The sequence below is a fragment of the Paenarthrobacter sp. NEAU-H11 genome (genome assembly GCF_050573415.1).
Taxonomy (GTDB): domain Bacteria; phylum Actinomycetota; class Actinomycetes; order Actinomycetales; family Micrococcaceae; genus Arthrobacter.
In genome coordinates, this window is sequence record NZ_JBNZGA010000001.1 from 167,344 (window position 1) to 183,169 (window position 15,826).

15 protein-coding genes are annotated in these 15,826 nt (G+C 66.1%); 5 read left to right on the plus strand and 10 right to left on the minus strand.

What is annotated here, in order from left to right; all coding sequences use genetic code 11:
• Nucleotides 1-55 precede the first annotated feature (55 nt).
• Both ACQ3DC_RS00780 and ACQ3DC_RS00785 read left to right on the plus strand, forming a co-directional pair.
• Complete coding sequence (locus tag ACQ3DC_RS00780) at nucleotides 56-1,108, plus strand: M4 family metallopeptidase (RefSeq protein WP_157241818.1); 1,053 nt, start codon at nucleotides 56-58, stop codon at nucleotides 1,106-1,108.
• 65 nt (nucleotides 1,109-1,173) lie between these two features.
• Complete coding sequence (locus tag ACQ3DC_RS00785; RefSeq protein ID WP_104998388.1) at nucleotides 1,174-1,506, plus strand: protealysin inhibitor emfourin; 333 nt, start codon at nucleotides 1,174-1,176, stop codon at nucleotides 1,504-1,506.
• 13 nt (nucleotides 1,507-1,519) lie between these two features.
• Here ACQ3DC_RS00785 and ACQ3DC_RS00790 read toward each other — a convergent pair whose 3' ends face one another.
• Entirely contained in the window at nucleotides 1,520-2,488 is a 969-nt protein-coding gene (locus ACQ3DC_RS00790) for a GlxA family transcriptional regulator (RefSeq protein ID WP_430751323.1), read from the minus strand.
• An 81-nt stretch (nucleotides 2,489-2,569) separates the two neighbouring features.
• Between ACQ3DC_RS00790 and ACQ3DC_RS00795 the strand changes: the two genes are divergently transcribed.
• A complete protein-coding gene (locus tag ACQ3DC_RS00795) occupies nucleotides 2,570-2,737 on the plus strand; it encodes a hypothetical protein (protein WP_197432488.1) in 168 nt (55 codons plus the stop codon).
• Between the two features lie 81 nt (nucleotides 2,738-2,818).
• Nucleotides 2,819-6,790: an ATP-dependent RNA helicase HrpA gene (gene hrpA, locus ACQ3DC_RS00800; RefSeq protein ID WP_430751324.1), complete on the plus strand. Its 3,972-nt coding sequence runs from the start codon at nucleotides 2,819-2,821 to the stop codon at nucleotides 6,788-6,790.
• A 33-nt stretch (nucleotides 6,791-6,823) separates the two neighbouring features.
• Here hrpA and ACQ3DC_RS00805 read toward each other — a convergent pair whose 3' ends face one another.
• Genes ACQ3DC_RS00805 through ACQ3DC_RS00820 form a run of 4 tightly spaced genes read right to left on the minus strand, consistent with a single transcriptional unit; the run spans nucleotide 6,824 to nucleotide 9,955 of the window.
• A complete protein-coding gene (locus tag ACQ3DC_RS00805; protein ID WP_157241814.1) occupies nucleotides 6,824-7,249 on the minus strand; it encodes an HIT family protein in 426 nt (141 codons plus the stop codon).
• Nucleotides 7,246-8,409 carry an NAD(P)-dependent alcohol dehydrogenase gene (locus tag ACQ3DC_RS00810; RefSeq protein ID WP_430751325.1) on the minus strand — a complete coding sequence of 388 codons (1,164 nt, stop codon included), beginning with the start codon at nucleotides 8,407-8,409 and terminating at the stop codon, nucleotides 7,246-7,248. Before ACQ3DC_RS00810 ends, ACQ3DC_RS00805 begins: the two co-directional genes overlap by 4 nt.
• Nucleotides 8,406-9,302, minus strand: coding sequence for a sulfurtransferase (locus ACQ3DC_RS00815; RefSeq protein ID WP_430751326.1), 897 nt, complete (start codon nucleotides 9,300-9,302; stop codon nucleotides 8,406-8,408). Before ACQ3DC_RS00815 ends, ACQ3DC_RS00810 begins: the two co-directional genes overlap by 4 nt.
• Nucleotides 9,299-9,955, minus strand: a complete 657-nt coding sequence (locus ACQ3DC_RS00820; protein WP_323056560.1) for an MBL fold metallo-hydrolase — start codon at nucleotides 9,953-9,955, stop codon at nucleotides 9,299-9,301. The genes ACQ3DC_RS00815 and ACQ3DC_RS00820 overlap by 4 nt, the downstream gene beginning before the upstream one ends.
• A gap of 94 nt (nucleotides 9,956-10,049) precedes the next feature.
• Here ACQ3DC_RS00820 and ACQ3DC_RS00825 point away from each other — a divergent pair, with 94 nt between their 5' ends.
• On the plus strand, nucleotides 10,050-10,514 hold the full coding sequence (locus ACQ3DC_RS00825; RefSeq protein WP_430751327.1) for a Fur family transcriptional regulator: 465 nt from the start codon (nucleotides 10,050-10,052) through the stop codon (nucleotides 10,512-10,514).
• Nucleotides 10,515-10,569: 55 nt separating this feature from the next.
• On the opposite strand, the gene ACQ3DC_RS00830 is transcribed toward ACQ3DC_RS00825, so the two are convergent.
• From ACQ3DC_RS00830 to ACQ3DC_RS00850, 5 genes are all read right to left on the minus strand, one after another.
• Nucleotides 10,570-11,445 (minus strand): metal ABC transporter permease, encoded by an 876-nt coding sequence (locus ACQ3DC_RS00830; RefSeq protein ID WP_323056561.1) that lies wholly within the window; start codon nucleotides 11,443-11,445, stop codon nucleotides 10,570-10,572.
• Nucleotides 11,445-12,257 (minus strand): metal ABC transporter ATP-binding protein, encoded by an 813-nt coding sequence (locus ACQ3DC_RS00835; RefSeq protein WP_430751328.1) that lies wholly within the window; start codon nucleotides 12,255-12,257, stop codon nucleotides 11,445-11,447. The genes ACQ3DC_RS00830 and ACQ3DC_RS00835 overlap by 1 nt, the downstream gene beginning before the upstream one ends.
• Entirely contained in the window at nucleotides 12,254-13,243 is a 990-nt protein-coding gene (locus ACQ3DC_RS00840) for a metal ABC transporter solute-binding protein, Zn/Mn family (protein WP_430751329.1), read from the minus strand. Before ACQ3DC_RS00840 ends, ACQ3DC_RS00835 begins: the two co-directional genes overlap by 4 nt.
• Before the next feature lie 133 nt (nucleotides 13,244-13,376).
• Nucleotides 13,377-14,447, minus strand: coding sequence for a hemolysin family protein (locus tag ACQ3DC_RS00845; protein WP_421092299.1), 1,071 nt, complete (start codon nucleotides 14,445-14,447; stop codon nucleotides 13,377-13,379).
• The gene (locus tag ACQ3DC_RS00850; RefSeq protein ID WP_157241805.1) at nucleotides 14,444-15,814 is read right to left on the minus strand and encodes a hemolysin family protein; all 1,371 of its coding nucleotides are present in this window, start codon (nucleotides 15,812-15,814) and stop codon (nucleotides 14,444-14,446) included. Before ACQ3DC_RS00850 ends, ACQ3DC_RS00845 begins: the two co-directional genes overlap by 4 nt.
• Nucleotides 15,815-15,826 lie beyond the last annotated feature (12 nt).

The following is a 15,826-nucleotide window of genomic DNA, read 5'->3' on the forward strand; positions in this document are numbered from 1 at the left end:
AAGGATTGTCGGTGCGCCCTCGTAGGCTGAAATCACCAAGTCGAGGGGGTACGCCATGCACGTTCCGTTCTGTTCCATCGTTCCGCCATACCTGTTGAGGCGGTTGGCCAAACAGGGTGCGCCGGAGTTTTCCTCCGCGGCCAGGGCAGCCAAGGAAGCTTTGGGCCATGTGGAGTCGTTCCATTCAGCACGGTCCCAGCCTGTGCCGGGCATTCCGGCAGGCGTCCGCCAGGCGAAGCCGGGACCGTCAACCCGGGCCATCTACGACGCCGGCGGCTCAGAGACCCTCCCCGGCAGGCTGGTCCGCAAGGAGGGTGAAGCCGCCACGGATGACCCTGCCGTCGATGAGGCCTACGACGGGCTGGGCCACACGCACCGCCTGTACGCGGACGTGTTCGGACGCAACTCCATCGACGGACGCGGGCTGCCGCTGGACGCAACGGTCCACTTCGGCAAGCTGTACGACAACGCCTTTTGGGACGGCAAACAGATGGTCTTCGGCGACGGCGACGGCGAGGTCTTCGAACGGTTCACCCGGTCCCTGAGCGTCATCGGCCACGAACTGGCCCACGGCGTCACCCAGTATTCCGCCGCGCTCGCCTACCGCAACCAGGCGGGCGCCCTTAACGAATCCATGTCCGACGTCTTTGGCGCACTGGTCGAGCAGTATGTCAAAAACCAGTCCACTGCCGAGGCCAGCTGGCTGATCGGCGAGGGCCTCTTCACAGCCGAAGTGCAGGGCAGCGCCTTGCGTTCCATGAAGGCCCCCGGCACGGCGTACGACGACGACGTGCTGGGCAAGGACCCCCAGCCGGACTCCATGGACGCGTACGTCAAGACGAGCGCAGACAACGGCGGGGTCCATATCAACTCCGGCATCCCCAACCGCGCCTTCTACCTCGTGGCGGAGACGCTCGGGGGAAACGCCTGGGACTCGCCCGGGCGCATCTGGTACGAGACACTCACGGGCGGAACACTGCCTCCCACGGCGACCTTCAGGGTCTTTGCGCGTGCCACGGCCGCATCCGCCGTGGAGCTTTTCGGTTCCGGATCCACCGAGCATGACGCCGTCCGGAAGGCGTGGGAAACTGTGAAGGTCAAGCTTTAACGGACGCCTGGCTGCCGTACTTCGGGGCGGCAGCCGGGCTGTAGGGCAAGCCCAAGGACCAGGCCATGAAGATCAGTGTTGAGCGCACCGGAGGAATCGCCGCGATACCACGGGTGTGGACTGTGGAAGCCCAATCCAAGAGCGCCATCAGCCAGTGGCAGCCCATCGTGGAGGCATGCCCGTGGGATTCAGTACCCAGGACCCCGAAGGCAGCTGCCGAGCAGTTTGCGGAAGCCCAACCGGACAGGTTCATCTATTCGATCCGGGCAGGGCAGCGCCGGGCAGCCCTGCCTGAGCAGGCCGTCACCGGACCTTGGCGGATTCTCGTGGACAGTACGCGGGAAGCGGCCGAGGAAATCCGCGCCAAACAACGCCGCAACGGACCGGCGCCCGGCTAGCGTGCAAGGGGCGCTATCCCGCCACAGCCAGTTGGCCGCGGAAAGCGCGGCGGTATGACTGCGGGCTGGTGTCCAGGACCTTGGCGAAGTGGTGCCGCAGCAGGACAGGGTGCCCGAAGCCGGACTCCCTGGCGATTTCTTCGATGTTCAGGTCGGTGGACTCAAGGAGTTCCTGGGCGCGGAGAACACGCTGTGAATTGAGCCAGGCGGCAGGCGTCGCTCCGGTCTCCGACCTGAACCGCCGTGCAAAGGTCCTCGGCGACATGTGGACGCGTGACGCCAGTTCGTTCACTGTGTGCTCGCGGTCCAGGTTCTCCACCATCCAGCGCAGCAGTTCCTCCATGGGAGCGGAACCGCAGGCTGGCATTGGCCGGTCGATGAACTGCGCCTGGCCGCCGTCACGGTGCGGGGGAACCACCATGTCCCTGGCGATCGCGGCCGCCACCTGCGCCCCCAGTTCGACGCGCACAAGGTGCAGGCACGCATCGATCCCGGCGGCGGTGCCTGCGGAAGTGATGATGTTGCCGTCCTGCACGTAGAGGACGTTTTCGTCCACCTGCACGCGCGGATACTCTGCAGCCAGTTGGCCTGAGTAGTGCCAGTGGGTGGTGCAGCGGCGCCCGTCGAGCAAGCCGGCGCGGGCCAAGGCAAAAGCGCCCGAGCAGATGGACATTACCCAGGCTCCCCTCGCATCGGCAGCCCGGAGCGCCTCGAGGACGGATTCGGGCAACTCGTCGTCCCTGCCGTAGGGCGCCATGATGACCAGGTCCGCATCGTCGGTTGCCTCAAGTCCCAGGCCGACGTTCAGGGACAGGCCGGACTTGAGCCGGACGTTACCAGGCTGCGGCGTGCAGACGCGGAAGTCGAAGGCCGGGACGCCGCTCCCCCGGCCGGATCTGTCGATACCGAAGACCTCGCAGGCAGTACCGAACTCGAATATCGAGAAGTTGGGAACCACGATGAGAGCCACTGATTTGAGCATGCTTCCATTGTGGCAGGAATTATAGCTTTTTGGGCATTTCTGCCACTTTTTCTTGGCTGCGGGGAGGAGAAGCATGGAGTCATGGAAATCCTCATAACCCTCCTCGTCCTCCTGATCCTCCTCGTGGCCGCCGCCACCGTTTCAGCGCTTTTGCGTGACGGCCGGGGGCATACGCCTCCTGTCGAATCCCACGAAGCCTGGTCCGCCCTGGACCTCCCCAGCATCAACTACACGCTCCGCGTCTTCTAGCCGGCAGGACCAAAAGGCGCCGGACAACTGCCGGCAGTACAGACGGGAAGCCCGGGCTCCCGCAGTAGACTGTCAGCAGACATGACACTTCACATCTCCTATCCCGCCGAGCTGCCGGTCTCCGAGCGGCGCGAAGACCTGATGGCAGCCATAGCGGCGAACCAGGTCACCATCATCGCCGGCGAGACCGGTTCCGGTAAGACCACCCAGATACCAAAGATGTGCCTCGAACTTGGCCTGGGCGAAAACGGGCTGATCGGCCACACCCAGCCGCGCAGGCTGGCCGCCCGCACGGTGGCCGAGCGCATCGCCGAGGAACTTGGCGTGGACATCGGCCAGGAGGTGGGCTTCCAGGTCCGCTTCACCGGTGAGGTCAGCCGCGCCACGAAGGTCAAGCTGATGACCGACGGCATCCTGCTTGCAGAAATCCAGCGGGACAAACTGCTGCGCAAGTACAACGCGATCATCATCGACGAGGCCCACGAGCGAAGCCTCAATATCGACTTCATCCTGGGCTACCTCAAGCGGATCCTGCCGCAGCGGCCGGACCTCAAGGTGATCATCACCTCCGCCACCATCGACCCCCAGCGCTTTGCCAACCATTTCGGCACACCGGAAGAACCCGCACCCATTGTCGAGGTCTCCGGGCGGACCTACCCGGTGGAAATCCGGTACCGCCCGCTCTCCCAGCCGCCGGGCGGAGCCGGCCCTGACGACGAGAACGGTTCCGATGACGAACTCGAGGAAGACCGCGATCCGCTTGACGCCGTGTGTGACGCCGTCGACGAACTTGCCCTGGAAGCGCCGGGCGACATCCTGGTGTTCTTCTCCGGCGAGCGCGAAATCCGCGACGCTGCCGAAGCGCTGCAGGCCCGCATCCAGTCCAACCGCCGGCTGGCCGGAACGGAAGTCCTTCCGCTCTTCGCCCGGCTGAGCCTGCAGGAACAGCACAAGGTGTTCCACCCGGGCAACAAGCGGCGGATCGTGCTGGCCACCAACGTCGCCGAAACCTCGCTCACGGTTCCAGGCATCAAGTACGTCATCGACACCGGCACCGCCCGCATCTCCCGGTACTCGCACCGCACCAAGGTCCAGCGGCTGCCCATCGAACGGGTCTCGCAGGCGTCCGCCAACCAGCGTTCGGGGCGGTGCGGCCGCGTCTCGGACGGCATCGCCATCCGCCTGTACTCCGAGGAAGACTTCGATTCGCGGCCGCTGTACACCGACCCGGAAATCCTGCGGACCAACCTCGCCGCCGTCATCCTGCAGATGACCGCCATGGGAGTGGCGCGCGGCCCCAAGGACGTCGAAAACTTCCCCTTCGTGGAGCCGCCCGAAACACGGGCCATCAACGACGGCGTCACGCTGCTCCGCGAACTCGGCGCCCTCGCTGCCGCCCGGCCGCAGAACGGCACGGACGGGGCTAAAAGCGGCGGCGGGCTCACCGCCGTCGGGCAGAAGCTCGCCCAGCTGCCGGTGGACCCCCGGCTGGGCCGGATGATCGTGGAGGCGGGCAAACGCGGCTGCGTCCGCGAGGTGATGGTCCTGGCCGCGGCCCTCACCATCCAGGACCCGCGCGAGCGTCCAACAGACAAGCAGCAACTCGCGGCGGAAAAGCACAACCGGTTCAAGGACGAGAACTCGGACTTCACCGGCTTCCTTAACCTCTGGAACTACCTGCAGGAGAAGCAGCAGGAGCTCTCGTCGTCCGCCTTCCGCCGGATGTGCCGGGCCGAGTTCATCAATTACCTCCGGGTCCGGGAGTGGCAGGACCTGTTTGCCCAGCTGCGCCAGCTGGCCCGGCCCCTGGGCATCAGCCTCGACAACAAGCGGCTTGCCGATCCGGTGGGCAACCACGAGGGCATCCACATCAGCCTTCTTTCCGGCCTCCTGAGCCACATCGGCATCCTGGATGAGCGCAAGCGGGAGTATGCCGGAGCCCGCGGCAGCCGGTTCGCCATCTTCCCCGGCTCTGCCCTCTTCAAGAAGTCGCCCACATTCGTGATGGCGGCGGAACTCGTGGAGACCAGCCGCCTCTGGGCGAGGGTGGCTGCGAAGTTCGATCCTGTATGGGCCGAGCAGGTGGCCCCGGACCTGGTGAAGCGCAGCTACAGCGAACCGCACTGGTCCACCCGGCAAGGTTCAGTGATGGCCTACGAAAAGGTCACCCTCTACGGCGTGCCCATCATCGCCCAGCGCAGGATCAACTACGGCAGGGTTGACCCCGTCGTCGCCCGGGAACTCTTCATCCGCCATGCCCTGGTGGAAGGCGACTGGAAAACCCACCACAAGTTCTTCCACCGCAACCGGGCCCTCCTCAATGAGGTGGAGGAACTGGAGGCCAGGATGCGCCGCCGGGACCTCCTGGTGGATGACGAGACGCTGTTCGAGTTCTACGATGCGCGGATCGGACCTGACGTGGTGTCCGAGAGGCACTTCGACAAGTGGTGGAAGGAAGCGCGGCAGAAGAACCCGGACCTCCTGGACTACGACAAATCCCTCCTCCTCAGCGACGACGCGGACGACCTTGACGACTCCGCCTACCCCAAAACGTGGCTGCACAAGGGCTTCGAGCTTCCGCTGAGCTACGAGTTCCACCCGGTGGCTCCGGGTTCGCCGCCCAACCCGTCCGACGGCGTCACGGCCGAGGTGCCGGTGCTGTTCCTTAATCAGCTGGATGACAAGGCCTTCCGCTGGCTCATACCCGGGCAGCGTGTTGAGCTGGTGACGGCCCTGATCAAATCCCTGCCCAAGCAGGTCCGGAAGAACTTCGTTCCCGCCCCGGACGTTGCCCGGCAGGCGGTGGCACTCCTGGAGGCCGATTTCGATCCAGCCGTGGATGAACTCGAACCTTCCCTTGAGCTTGCCCTGCGCCGGATCCGGGGACACGTCATCCCGCCGGGTTCGTGGAACTGGGACGCGGTGCCCCCGCACCTGCGGGTGAGCTTCAAGGTGGTGGACAGCAAGGGCAAAGTCCTGGACGAGGGCAAGGACCTCGCCGCGCTCCAGGAGAAGCTGGCCCCGGCAACGCGGCGGGCCATCGCCGAGTCGCTGGGGGCCACGCCTGCCTCCACCGCGCCCGGCGCCGGCAACGGCAAAAAAGCAGGGAAAACGCGCGACGCCGGATCATCCGCGGCGCGGCAGCCTGCCGAAGTGCCGGGGGCCGGAGCCCCACCCGGCTTCCGGGAACAGGACGGGCTCACCGAATGGACGGTCGGAACGGTCCGGCGCCAGGTCAGCAGCACGGTCAACGGCCATACAGTGACGGGTTACCCGGCACTGGTGGACCAGGGCACGTCGGTGTCACTGCGTGTCTTCCAGACCGCCGAGGAACAGCAGGAGGCAATGCGCGGCGGGGTGGTCAGGCTGCTGGCCCTGCGCGTTCCGGCTCCTGACCGGTACGTGCTGGAGCACCTGAGCAACACGGAGAAACTCACTTTCAGCCAAAACCCGCACGGCTCGGTCTCAAGCCTGATCGCGGACTGCGCGCTGGCCGCCATCGACAAGCTCACGCCCGCGGAACTGCCCTGGGACCGGGAGTCCTTTGACCGGCTGTACGAGGTGGTCCGGGCCGAACTGATCGACACCGTGTTCAGCGTCACCGCCGTGGTGGAACGCATCCTGGCCAGCACCCGGCGGATCGAAAAACAGCTGAAGGGCACCACCAGCCTGGCGCTGATCAGTGCCCTCAACGACATCAAAAGCCAACTGGAACAGCTGGTCTACCCCGGCTTTGTGGCACGGACGGGCTACGCCCAGCTGAGCCAGCTCCCCCGGTACCTTACGGCCATTGAGAAGAGGCTGGAACGCCTGCCGGGCAACGTCCAGCGCGACGCCCTGAACATGGCCGCGGTGCAGCGGCTCGAGGACGACTACGACGACGCCGTATCGGCCCTGCTCCCCGGACGGAAGGCCGGCCCTGAGTTAACCCAGGTGCGCTGGATGCTCGAGGAGCTCCGGGTGAGCCTCTTCGCCGTTGAACTCGGAACAGCGTATTCGGTGTCGGAGAAGAGGATCCGCGCCGTGCTCAACAAGGCACTTGCCCCGGCCTAGGCGGAAACCGGGAGCGGGACCGGGACGGGCTGCCTAGGACGGGACGAACTCGCCGTACCCGGCGGCCCGCAACCCTTGGCGGAGCTTCTCGGCGTTGGCGTCGAGGATGTCCGGATCGGGGTTCTGGTCCGCCGTCGCGAAATTGAACTCGGCCATGCTCCTTGAGGGCCAGACGTGCACGTGGAGGTGGTTGATCTCATAACCCGCCACGATCAGCCCGGCCCGCGCGGCCTTGAAGGTCTCCACCTGCACAGCACCGATCCGCCGGGCCACCTCCATGACCTTCGCCAGCGTTTCCGGCGACGCGTCCGTCCACCGGTCCACTTCCTCAGTGGGTACCACCAGGGTGTGGCCGTCAGCCAGCGGACCGGTGGTGAGGAAAGCGGAAACATCCGGTTCCCGCCAGACGAAGCGGCCCGGGATTTCGCCGTTCAGGATCCTGGTGAAAAGCGTGCTCATGCGTCTGCCTCCTTGGCGGGTCCCTGCAAGGTGCTGGTGTCCAGCACAAAACGGTATTTCACATCGCCTGCCACCATCCGGTCGTAGGCCTCATTCAGCTGGTCTGCCCGCACCACCTCGATGTCCGCAGCAACACCGTGCCCGGCGCAGAAGTCCAGCATCTCCTGGGTTTCGGCGATGCCGCCAATCAGCGAGCCGGTGTAGGAAAGCCGACGCCCGATGAGCGCGCCCGGGTTCACCGGCGGCATCGCCTCCGACGGCAGGCCCAGCTGGAAGAGCGCACCGTCCACCCGCAGGGTCCGGAAGAACGGTTTCAGGTCGTGCGGGGCCGCCACGGTGTCGATGATGAGGTCGATGCTGCGGTTGGCCGCTGCCATCGCCGCTTCGTCGCGGGACAGGACAACCTCATCCGCGCCCAGCTCCACGGCAGCCGCCACTTTTGCCTCCGACGTGGTGAACACCACCACCTTCGCTCCCATTGCCTTGGCGAACTTGACGGCCATGTGGCCGAGTCCGCCCAGCCCCACCACGCCCACAACGTCGCCTTCTTCGACGTCGAAGTGCCGAAGCGGCGAGAACGTGGTGACGCCGGCGCACAGCAGTGGGGCAGCGGCGGCGGGATCGAGGGCTGCCGGCACCCGCAGGACGTAGCGGCGGTCCACCACCACGGAGGAGGAGTAGCCGCCCTGCGTCAGGGCGCCGCCGTTCCGCCGGTCAACGGCCCCGTACGTGCCGGTCATGCCGCTTTCGCAGTACTGCTCCAGGCCGTCCAGGCAGCTTTCGCATTCGCGGCACGAGTCCACCATGCAGCCCACACCCACGCGGTCGCCAGCGGCGAAATCCGTCACCGCGGAGCCCACCCGGCTGACGGTGCCCACAATTTCGTGTCCCGGGACCAGCGGCCAGACCTTGCCGCCCCACTCGCCGCGGGTTGCATGCACATCCGAGTGGCACAGCCCGCAGAACTCGATGGCGATTTCGACGTCGTCCGCCCCGGGAGCGCGCCGGGCAAGGGTCAGCGGCACGAGCCCGCTGTCCGGTGACGTCGCGCCGTACGCGGCAGCGAGGCGGCCGCCGTCGACAGCAATTGCTTCAGGAGCGGCAGGTTCCGGGGCGACTGGTTTGGCAAGGGGCGGCGGTACGGGGCGTCCTGGAGTCATAGTGGGACGCTACCCTTGACCGCAACCGTGTTTCCACTCGGCGGTCCGCTTGGGCGGCCGGGCTCTGCGCCGGTTGCCACCGGCAGGTCCGGGTTGTTGGACCACTCCGAGAACGAGCCCGGATACAGTGCAGCCCGAAAGCCGGCGAGTTCCAGGGCTGCCACCTCATGGGCCGCAGTGACCCCGGAGCCGCAGTACACCGCGACGCGCACTCCGTCCCGGACGCCCAGCGACTCAAAACGGCGGCGGAGGGCGTCAGACTGCAGGAACCGCCCGCTGCTGTCCACGTTTTCCGACGTCGGCGCGCTGACCGCACCCGGGATATGTCCGGCCCGGGGGTCAACAGGCTCAAACTCCCCGCGGTACCGCTCCCCGGCACGGGCATCCAGCAAGAGGCCGGCGTGCGGCCAGCCGGCCGCGGCAGCGGCGTCGAGCACCGGCATGTTTCCGTCCGCGAGCGTCACGTCTCCCGCCTCCGGGACAACCGGTCCTGCTTCCACCGGAAGGCCCGCGGCACGCCAGGCGGCCAGGCCGCCGTCGAGCAGGTAAACGTCCGCGAAGCCGGCGTTCCGAAGCATCCACCACACGCGTGCCGCGGCCATGCTGCCGCTGTCATCGTAGGCAACCACGACGTCGCCGTCGCGGATGCCCCAGCGCCTGGCGCTTTCCTGGAAGTCCCGGGCGGCCGGCAGCGGGTGCCTCCCGCGCTCCGGAACTGCCGGGGCGGCAAGTTCGGTGGCGAGGTCCACGAACACGGCACCCGGCAGGTGCCCCTGCAGGTAGTGGCGGTAACCGTGCGGATCGCCCAGGACCCAGCGGACGTCAAGGAGCACCGTGCGCCGGTGTTCGGCAAGGCGGGCCTGCAGGCCGGCCACGTCGATCAAGGGGTTCAAACTTCCACCGACTCCCGGGCAGCCAGATGGGTGTATTCGGTGCCGTATTTGGCGCCGATCCTCTGGACATGGCCTTCCACGATCTTCAGGCCGTTCTCGTTGAGCAGTCCGTCATGGATCTGGAACGCCTTCGGCGCCCGGACGCCGATCACAAAGTCCAGCACCTCGGCGGATTTGCTCCACGGCGCGTGGAGGGGAACCAACAGGGTCCGGACGCTGGTCCCGTCCGGAATGACGAAGGAGTCCCCCGGGTGGTAGACGTTGTCGTCGATGAGGTATCCGATATTGGCGACAACGGGGATCTGCGGGTGGATCAGGGCATGCTGGCCTCCAAAGCTGCGGACGGTGAAGCCGGCAGCCTGGAATGTTGAGCCAGGGTTCACGGCATGGATGCGCGCGGCTTCGCCCGTGGCCTTGTCCTGCAGCTGGCCGGCAACCCGCGCCGGAGCGAAAACCGCCAGCGCCCCGTTTGCGCGCAACGCCTCCACCACAACCGGAACGTCGATGTGGTCGGCATGCTCATGCGTGACCAGGACCGCCTCCGCATCTTCCAGGGCCTCCGCCGACTCGGAAAAGTTGCCCGGATCCAGGACCAGGACCCGGGCGTCCTTTTCAAGGCGGACGCAGGAGTGGGTGTATTTGGTCAGCTTCATAGCGCCAGCCTAGGGTCCGCCGCGGGACCGTGTCCACGACGCTCCGGCTGGTAATCTGTATCTTTGCCACCATCCTGAGGAAGCGAGTCCACCCATGCCCTTCGGCGCCAAGGCTGATTCCACCACCCCGTCCCCCGTGCCGGGCAGCGGCAAGGAACAGCGCGTCACGAAGCAGCGCCGGGCCGTAAGCGCCGCCCTGGATGAACTCGACGATTTCGTCAGCACGCAGGAGCTGTACCGGATCCTGCAAAACCAGGGCGCCCCGGTCTCGCTGGCAACCGCCTACCGGATCCTGCAGTCTCTCGCGGACGAGGGGCTGGTGGACGTTCTGCGGAACGGCGACGGTGAAGCGGTGTACAGGCGCTGCGCCGTCACCGGGCACCATCACCACTTGCTGTGCCGCAACTGTGGAAAGGCCGTGGAAGTGGAGGCCCCCGCCGTCGAGACGTGGGCGGCGCGCATCGCGGCAGAACACGGATACACCGACGTGGCCCACACGGTGGAGATTTTCGGGCTCTGCCCTGACTGCACAGTGCGCCAGGCCGCCGGCATCCTTTAGGCACGCAGCCAGGTCGGCGACCATGCAGGCGGCAGGCCTGTAGGCAGGCCGCCTTTCAGGATGCGGCCAGGACCCGCCCGTTGATGCCCCTTGCGGCCCGCACCGACCCGACCACCCGGCACACCACGTAGATCAGGAACGACAGGGTAGTGACGTAGGGGCTGATGGGGATGCGCCCGCCCAGGGCCAGCAGGATCCCGCCCACCGTGGCCGTCATGGCAAAGACCACGCTAAGCACCACCACCGCCACCGGTGACGACGTCACCCGCAGCGCCGCCGCGGCCGGGGTAATCAGCAGGGCGAGGACCAGGAGCGCGCCCACCACCTGGATGGACAGCGCTACGGAGACGCCCAGGAGGACCATGAATACGATGGCAAGCGTCCGGACGGGAACACCCCGGGCCTCCGCCAGTTCCGGATCCAGGCTGGCGAAATTGAGCGGCCGCCAAATGGCCACCAGGGCCAGCATCACCACCACGGCGGTACCGGCAAGCGCCTGGAGCTGCACCGTGTCCACGGACACGATCTGCCCGGTCAGCAGGCCGAACTTATTGGCAGCCCGTCCTTCGTAAAGGGACAGGAACAGGATCCCAAGTCCCAGCCCGAACGGCATGATCACGCCGATGATTGAATTCTTATCCCTGGCCCGGACGCCCATCAGGCCCAAAAGCAGGGCGGCGGCAACCGATCCGATGAGCGATCCAAAGACGATGTTCGCGCCGACCAGCAGGGCAAAAGCGGCACCGGCGAAGGAGAGTTCGGATATGCCGTGGACCGCGAAGGCCAGGTCGCGCTTCATGACAAAGGTGCCAACCAGCCCGCCCAGCAGGCCCAGGACGGCACCTGCCCAAATCGAGTTCTGGACCAGGACCAGCAGCTCGCCGTAGTTCTCGAAGCTGAAGATAGCGCCAAGGATGCTGTCCGCGTCCATCAGGCAGCCTCTCCCGCTGCGTGCGTCTCCGCATGGTGGTGGGTAGTGGCGTCAGGGAGGCCCACCACCACGATGCGGCCGTTCGCGTGGATAACCTCAACGTGGCTGCCGTAGAGGCAGGAGAGGACTTCCGTGGTCATGACTTCCTCCGGGGTTCCCACCCTGAAGCGTCCGCCGGCCAAGTACAGGACACGGTCCACGTAGTCGATGATGGGGTTGATTTCGTGCGTCACGAACACAACGGCGCTGTTCTGGTCGCGGCACTGCTTGTTGATCAGGGCGCTGACCGCCTGCTGGTGGTGCAGGTCCAGGGAGAGCAGGGGTTCGTCGCAAAGCAGGACCTGCGGATCCGTGGCAAGCGCCTGCGCCACGCGGAGCCGCTGCTGCTCGCCGCCGGACAGCTGGCCCACCGGGACTTTTGCGTATTCCGTGGCACCAACCAGTTCAAGGAGTTCGTCAATCCTGCGGTTGGCCTTGGCGGTGTTCAGCCGCAGGCCCCAGCGGTGGCCGTCAACGCCCAGGCCCACGAGGTCCCTGGCACGCATGGGAGTGTCCGGAGCGAACGATTTCTGCTGCGGGATGTAGCCGATCAGGCTGCTCCCGCGCTCCACGGGGCGGCCGCCCAGGACGGCCTGGCCGCGGTGCAGGTCCTGGAGCCCCAGGAGGACCTTCAGGAATGTGGTCTTGCCGCTTCCGTTGGGACCAAGCACGGCGAAGAACTCGCCGGGCTTAATGTCCAGGTCCAGGTCCTCCCAGAGCGCCCGCTTACCGAACTTCAGGGACGCACCGGTAAGGCTGACCAGGGGTTTCAACTATTTGTCTCCAGAACTTTGCTGATGTTGTCCACATTGTCCGTCATCCACTGCAGGTACGTCTTGCCCTCAGGCAGTGTTTCGTTGAAATCCACCACCGGAACCCCGGCAGTTTCCGCGGCCTTCTTCAGCGACTCCGTCTGCGGGCCTTCGGTCTGGCTGTTGTAGGCGAGGAGCCGCACCGACTTCGTGGTTACCAGGTCGGTTGCCGCCTTGAGGACTGCAGGCGGCACGTCGGAGCCTTCTTCAATCGCAGCAGTGTAGTCCGCCGGGGTGGCGTTCACCAGCCCGGCATCCTCAAGGAGGTAGAGGGGCACGGGTTCGGTGACGGCAACCTGGGCCCCGGCTGACGCAGGCTTGAGGGCATCGAGCTTTGTGTGCAGCTCTTCAACGCTGGATTTGAAGGCGGAAGCGTTCGACTGGAAGGTCGAAGCAGAGGCGGGGTCCAGCTCGCCGAGCTTGGCGGCGATGCCGTCGGCCAGCTGCTCCATGGCGTGCAGGCTGTACCAGACGTGCTCGTTCATTTCGCCGTGGCCGTGCGCGGAGTCATCCCCCGCTGCCGGTTCCGTCGTGGTCGCCCCAGCGGAGGGCTTTTCCTCCTCCGGGTGGGCAAGGCCGGAAAGTTCGACGGCGTTCAGCACCTTCGCGTCGTCGAGGCCGCTGTCCTGTGCCAGGGTGTGGATGAAGCCGTCGTAACCGCCGCCGTTTTCCAGGACAAGGTCCGCCTTGGACACTGCCAGACGGTCCTGGGCAGTGGCTTCGTAGGAATGCGGATCCTGGCTGGTCTTGGTGATGAGGGCCGTAACGCTGACCTTGTCACCGCCGATTGTCTTGGCGATGTCCCCATAGACGTTGGTTGACGCCACCACGTTGATCCCGTCGGCAGCCTGCGTTGACGGTTCCGCCTGCGGGCTGCACGCGGTGAGCAGGAGGCCTAGCCCGGCAAGGGCGGCCAGGGACGATCGGGCAGCGGCGGTACGGCGCACGGGAACCTCATTCAAAGGGGAAGGTGAAAACAACCAGTCCAGCTTATACCTAAATGGGAATCATTCCTATTTAGGACGGAAGGCCGGCAGAAAAGGCGCCTTCCCCGAACTGGCCGGGAAGGGCGCCGTCGGGTCAACTGCCGTTCGGCTGTCCCAGCCTGCGGATGCCGGTGGCCTGCGTGGCGTCCCTGATCTCGCCCACCAGCTGCTCGATCACGTCCTCGAGGAACAGGACGCCCCGGGTGTTGCCGTCCGGGCCGATCACCCGGGCCAGGTGCGAGCCAGTGCGCTGCATGACGGACATCGCCTTTTCAATCTCGTCGTCCAGTGCCAGGTTGGCCAACGACCGGATGCGGCTTTCGGCTATCGGCAGCCCATACGCCTCCTCGGGGATGGAGAGCACGTCCTTGACGTGGAGGTAGCCGTACAGCATGTCGTCCTCGTCAAGCATGGGGAACCGGGAAAACCCGGTGCGGCTGACTGCTTTTTCGAACTCCACCGGTGTGGTGGACGCCTTCAGCATGACCAGCTTGTCCAGCGGCACCATGATGTCCGCGGCCGTGTATTCGGAGAACTCCAGCGCGCCGGTGATCAGCCCGGCGTCGTCGTCCACCAGGCCGTGGCGGGTGGACTCCTGCACGATCGACTGCACCTCCTCAAGGGTGAAGGAGGAATTCACCTCATCCTTGGGCTCAATGCGGAGGAGCTTGAGGATGTGGTTCGCGGACCAGTTCAGGACCGAGATCACGGGGTGAACCAGCCGGGCAACAAACATCAGCGGCGGGGCAAGCAGCAGCGCCGCCTTGTCCGCCACGCTTACCGAAATGTTCTTCGGCACCATCTCGCCGAAGGTGACGTGCAGGAACGTCACCAGCATCAGGGCAACGGCGAAGGCCGCCACGTCGGCGATCTCCATCGGCAGGCCAAGCGTCTCCAGGGGGACGGCCAGCAGGTGGTGGATAGCAGGTTCAGCCACCAGCAGGATCAGCAGCGAACACACGGTGATGCCAAGCTGGGCACATGCCAGCATCAGCGACACGTTTTCCATGGCGCGGAGGGTGGTCTGCGCACGCTTGGACCCGGCCTCGGCCAGCGGCTCGATCTGGCTTCGCCGCGCGGACATGACCGCGAACTCAGCGGCAACGAAGAACGCATTACCAAGCAGCAGGATCCCCAGCCAGACGATTCCGGCCCAGTCGCTCATTGTTCTGTCCTGTCGTTGCGCTTGGACCTGCCGTTGCGCTTCGTCTTGTCATCGGTGGCCGCGGGCTCGGGCTCAACGGCCGGGTGGAAGCAGATCCGGTCAATCCGGCGGCCGTCCATCCTGGTGACACTCAGTGTCCCCCCGCCAACGGGAACCGTGTCCCCCACGGCGGCAATCCTGCCCAGCTTGCTCATGACGTACCCGCCCACGGTCTCATAGGCCGCTTCGTCGGGGACGGTCAGCCGCGGAATCTGCTCGGACAACTCGTCCGGGCGAAGCAGGCCCGGGAAGTACCAGTCGCCGGAGGCACTCTGCAGCAGTCCCGGGCGGACCTTATCGTGCTCATCCGCCACCTCCCCCACGATTTCCTCGACCAGGTCCTCAAGGGTGGCGATGCCGGCAGTTCCGCCGTACTCATCCAGGACCACTGCGAGTTGCAGGTTGCCGTCCCTGAGTTCTGCCAGCAGCGCGTCAAGGTGGATGGTCTCGGGAACCCTCAGGACCTCCGTCATGATGGCCCCGGCTTCCAGGTTCGGGCGGCGGTCCCAGGGAACAGCCACCGCCTTCTTCACGTGCACCAGCCCCCGGATGTCGTCCGCGGAGTCACCGATGACCGGGAAACGGGAGTATCCGGTCCGGCGCGCGGCATCCACCACATCCGAGACCGGCTGGTCGGCGTCGATCGTCTCCACCCGGATGCGCGGCGTCATCACGTCCGCCGCTGTCCTCGTGGAGAAGTTCAAGGTGCGCGCCACGAAGTTGGCGGTGCCGGCGTCGAGCGTTCCCATCGCCGCCGAACGGCGCACCAGGGATGCAAGTTCCGCGGGCGTCCGGGCGCCGGAGATTTCCTCCTTTGCTTCCAGTCCAAAAACGTTCAGCACCTTGTTGGAGAATCCGTTGAGCACCACGATGGCGGGCCTGAAGACGGCGGTGAACATCAGCTGCGGCCGCGCCAGGGCCCGCCCTACGGGGAAGGACAGCGCAATGGCCATGTTCTTGGGCACCAGTTCGCCCAGGAGCATGGAGAGCAGGGTGGCGATCACCATGGCCAGGACCAGGGAAATGGAGGAGGCCGCGACGCCGGCAAGTCCGACGGCGGCCAGGGGGGCCTCCAGGAGGCGGCCCAAGGAGGGCTCCATCACGTAGCCGGTGAGGAGGGTGGTCAGGGTAATGCCCAGCTGGCAGCTGGACAGCTGCGTAGACAGCGACTTCAGGCAGGTGAGCAATGGCGCGGCGGCCGTGTCGCCGTCGTCAATGGCGCGCTGGACCGTTGCCTGGTCCAGGGCGATGAGGGAGAACTCGACGGCGACGAAGAAACCCGTACCGGCGATGAGCAGCAGTCCTGCTGCGAGGAGTAGCCACTCCATTCAGCATCCCGC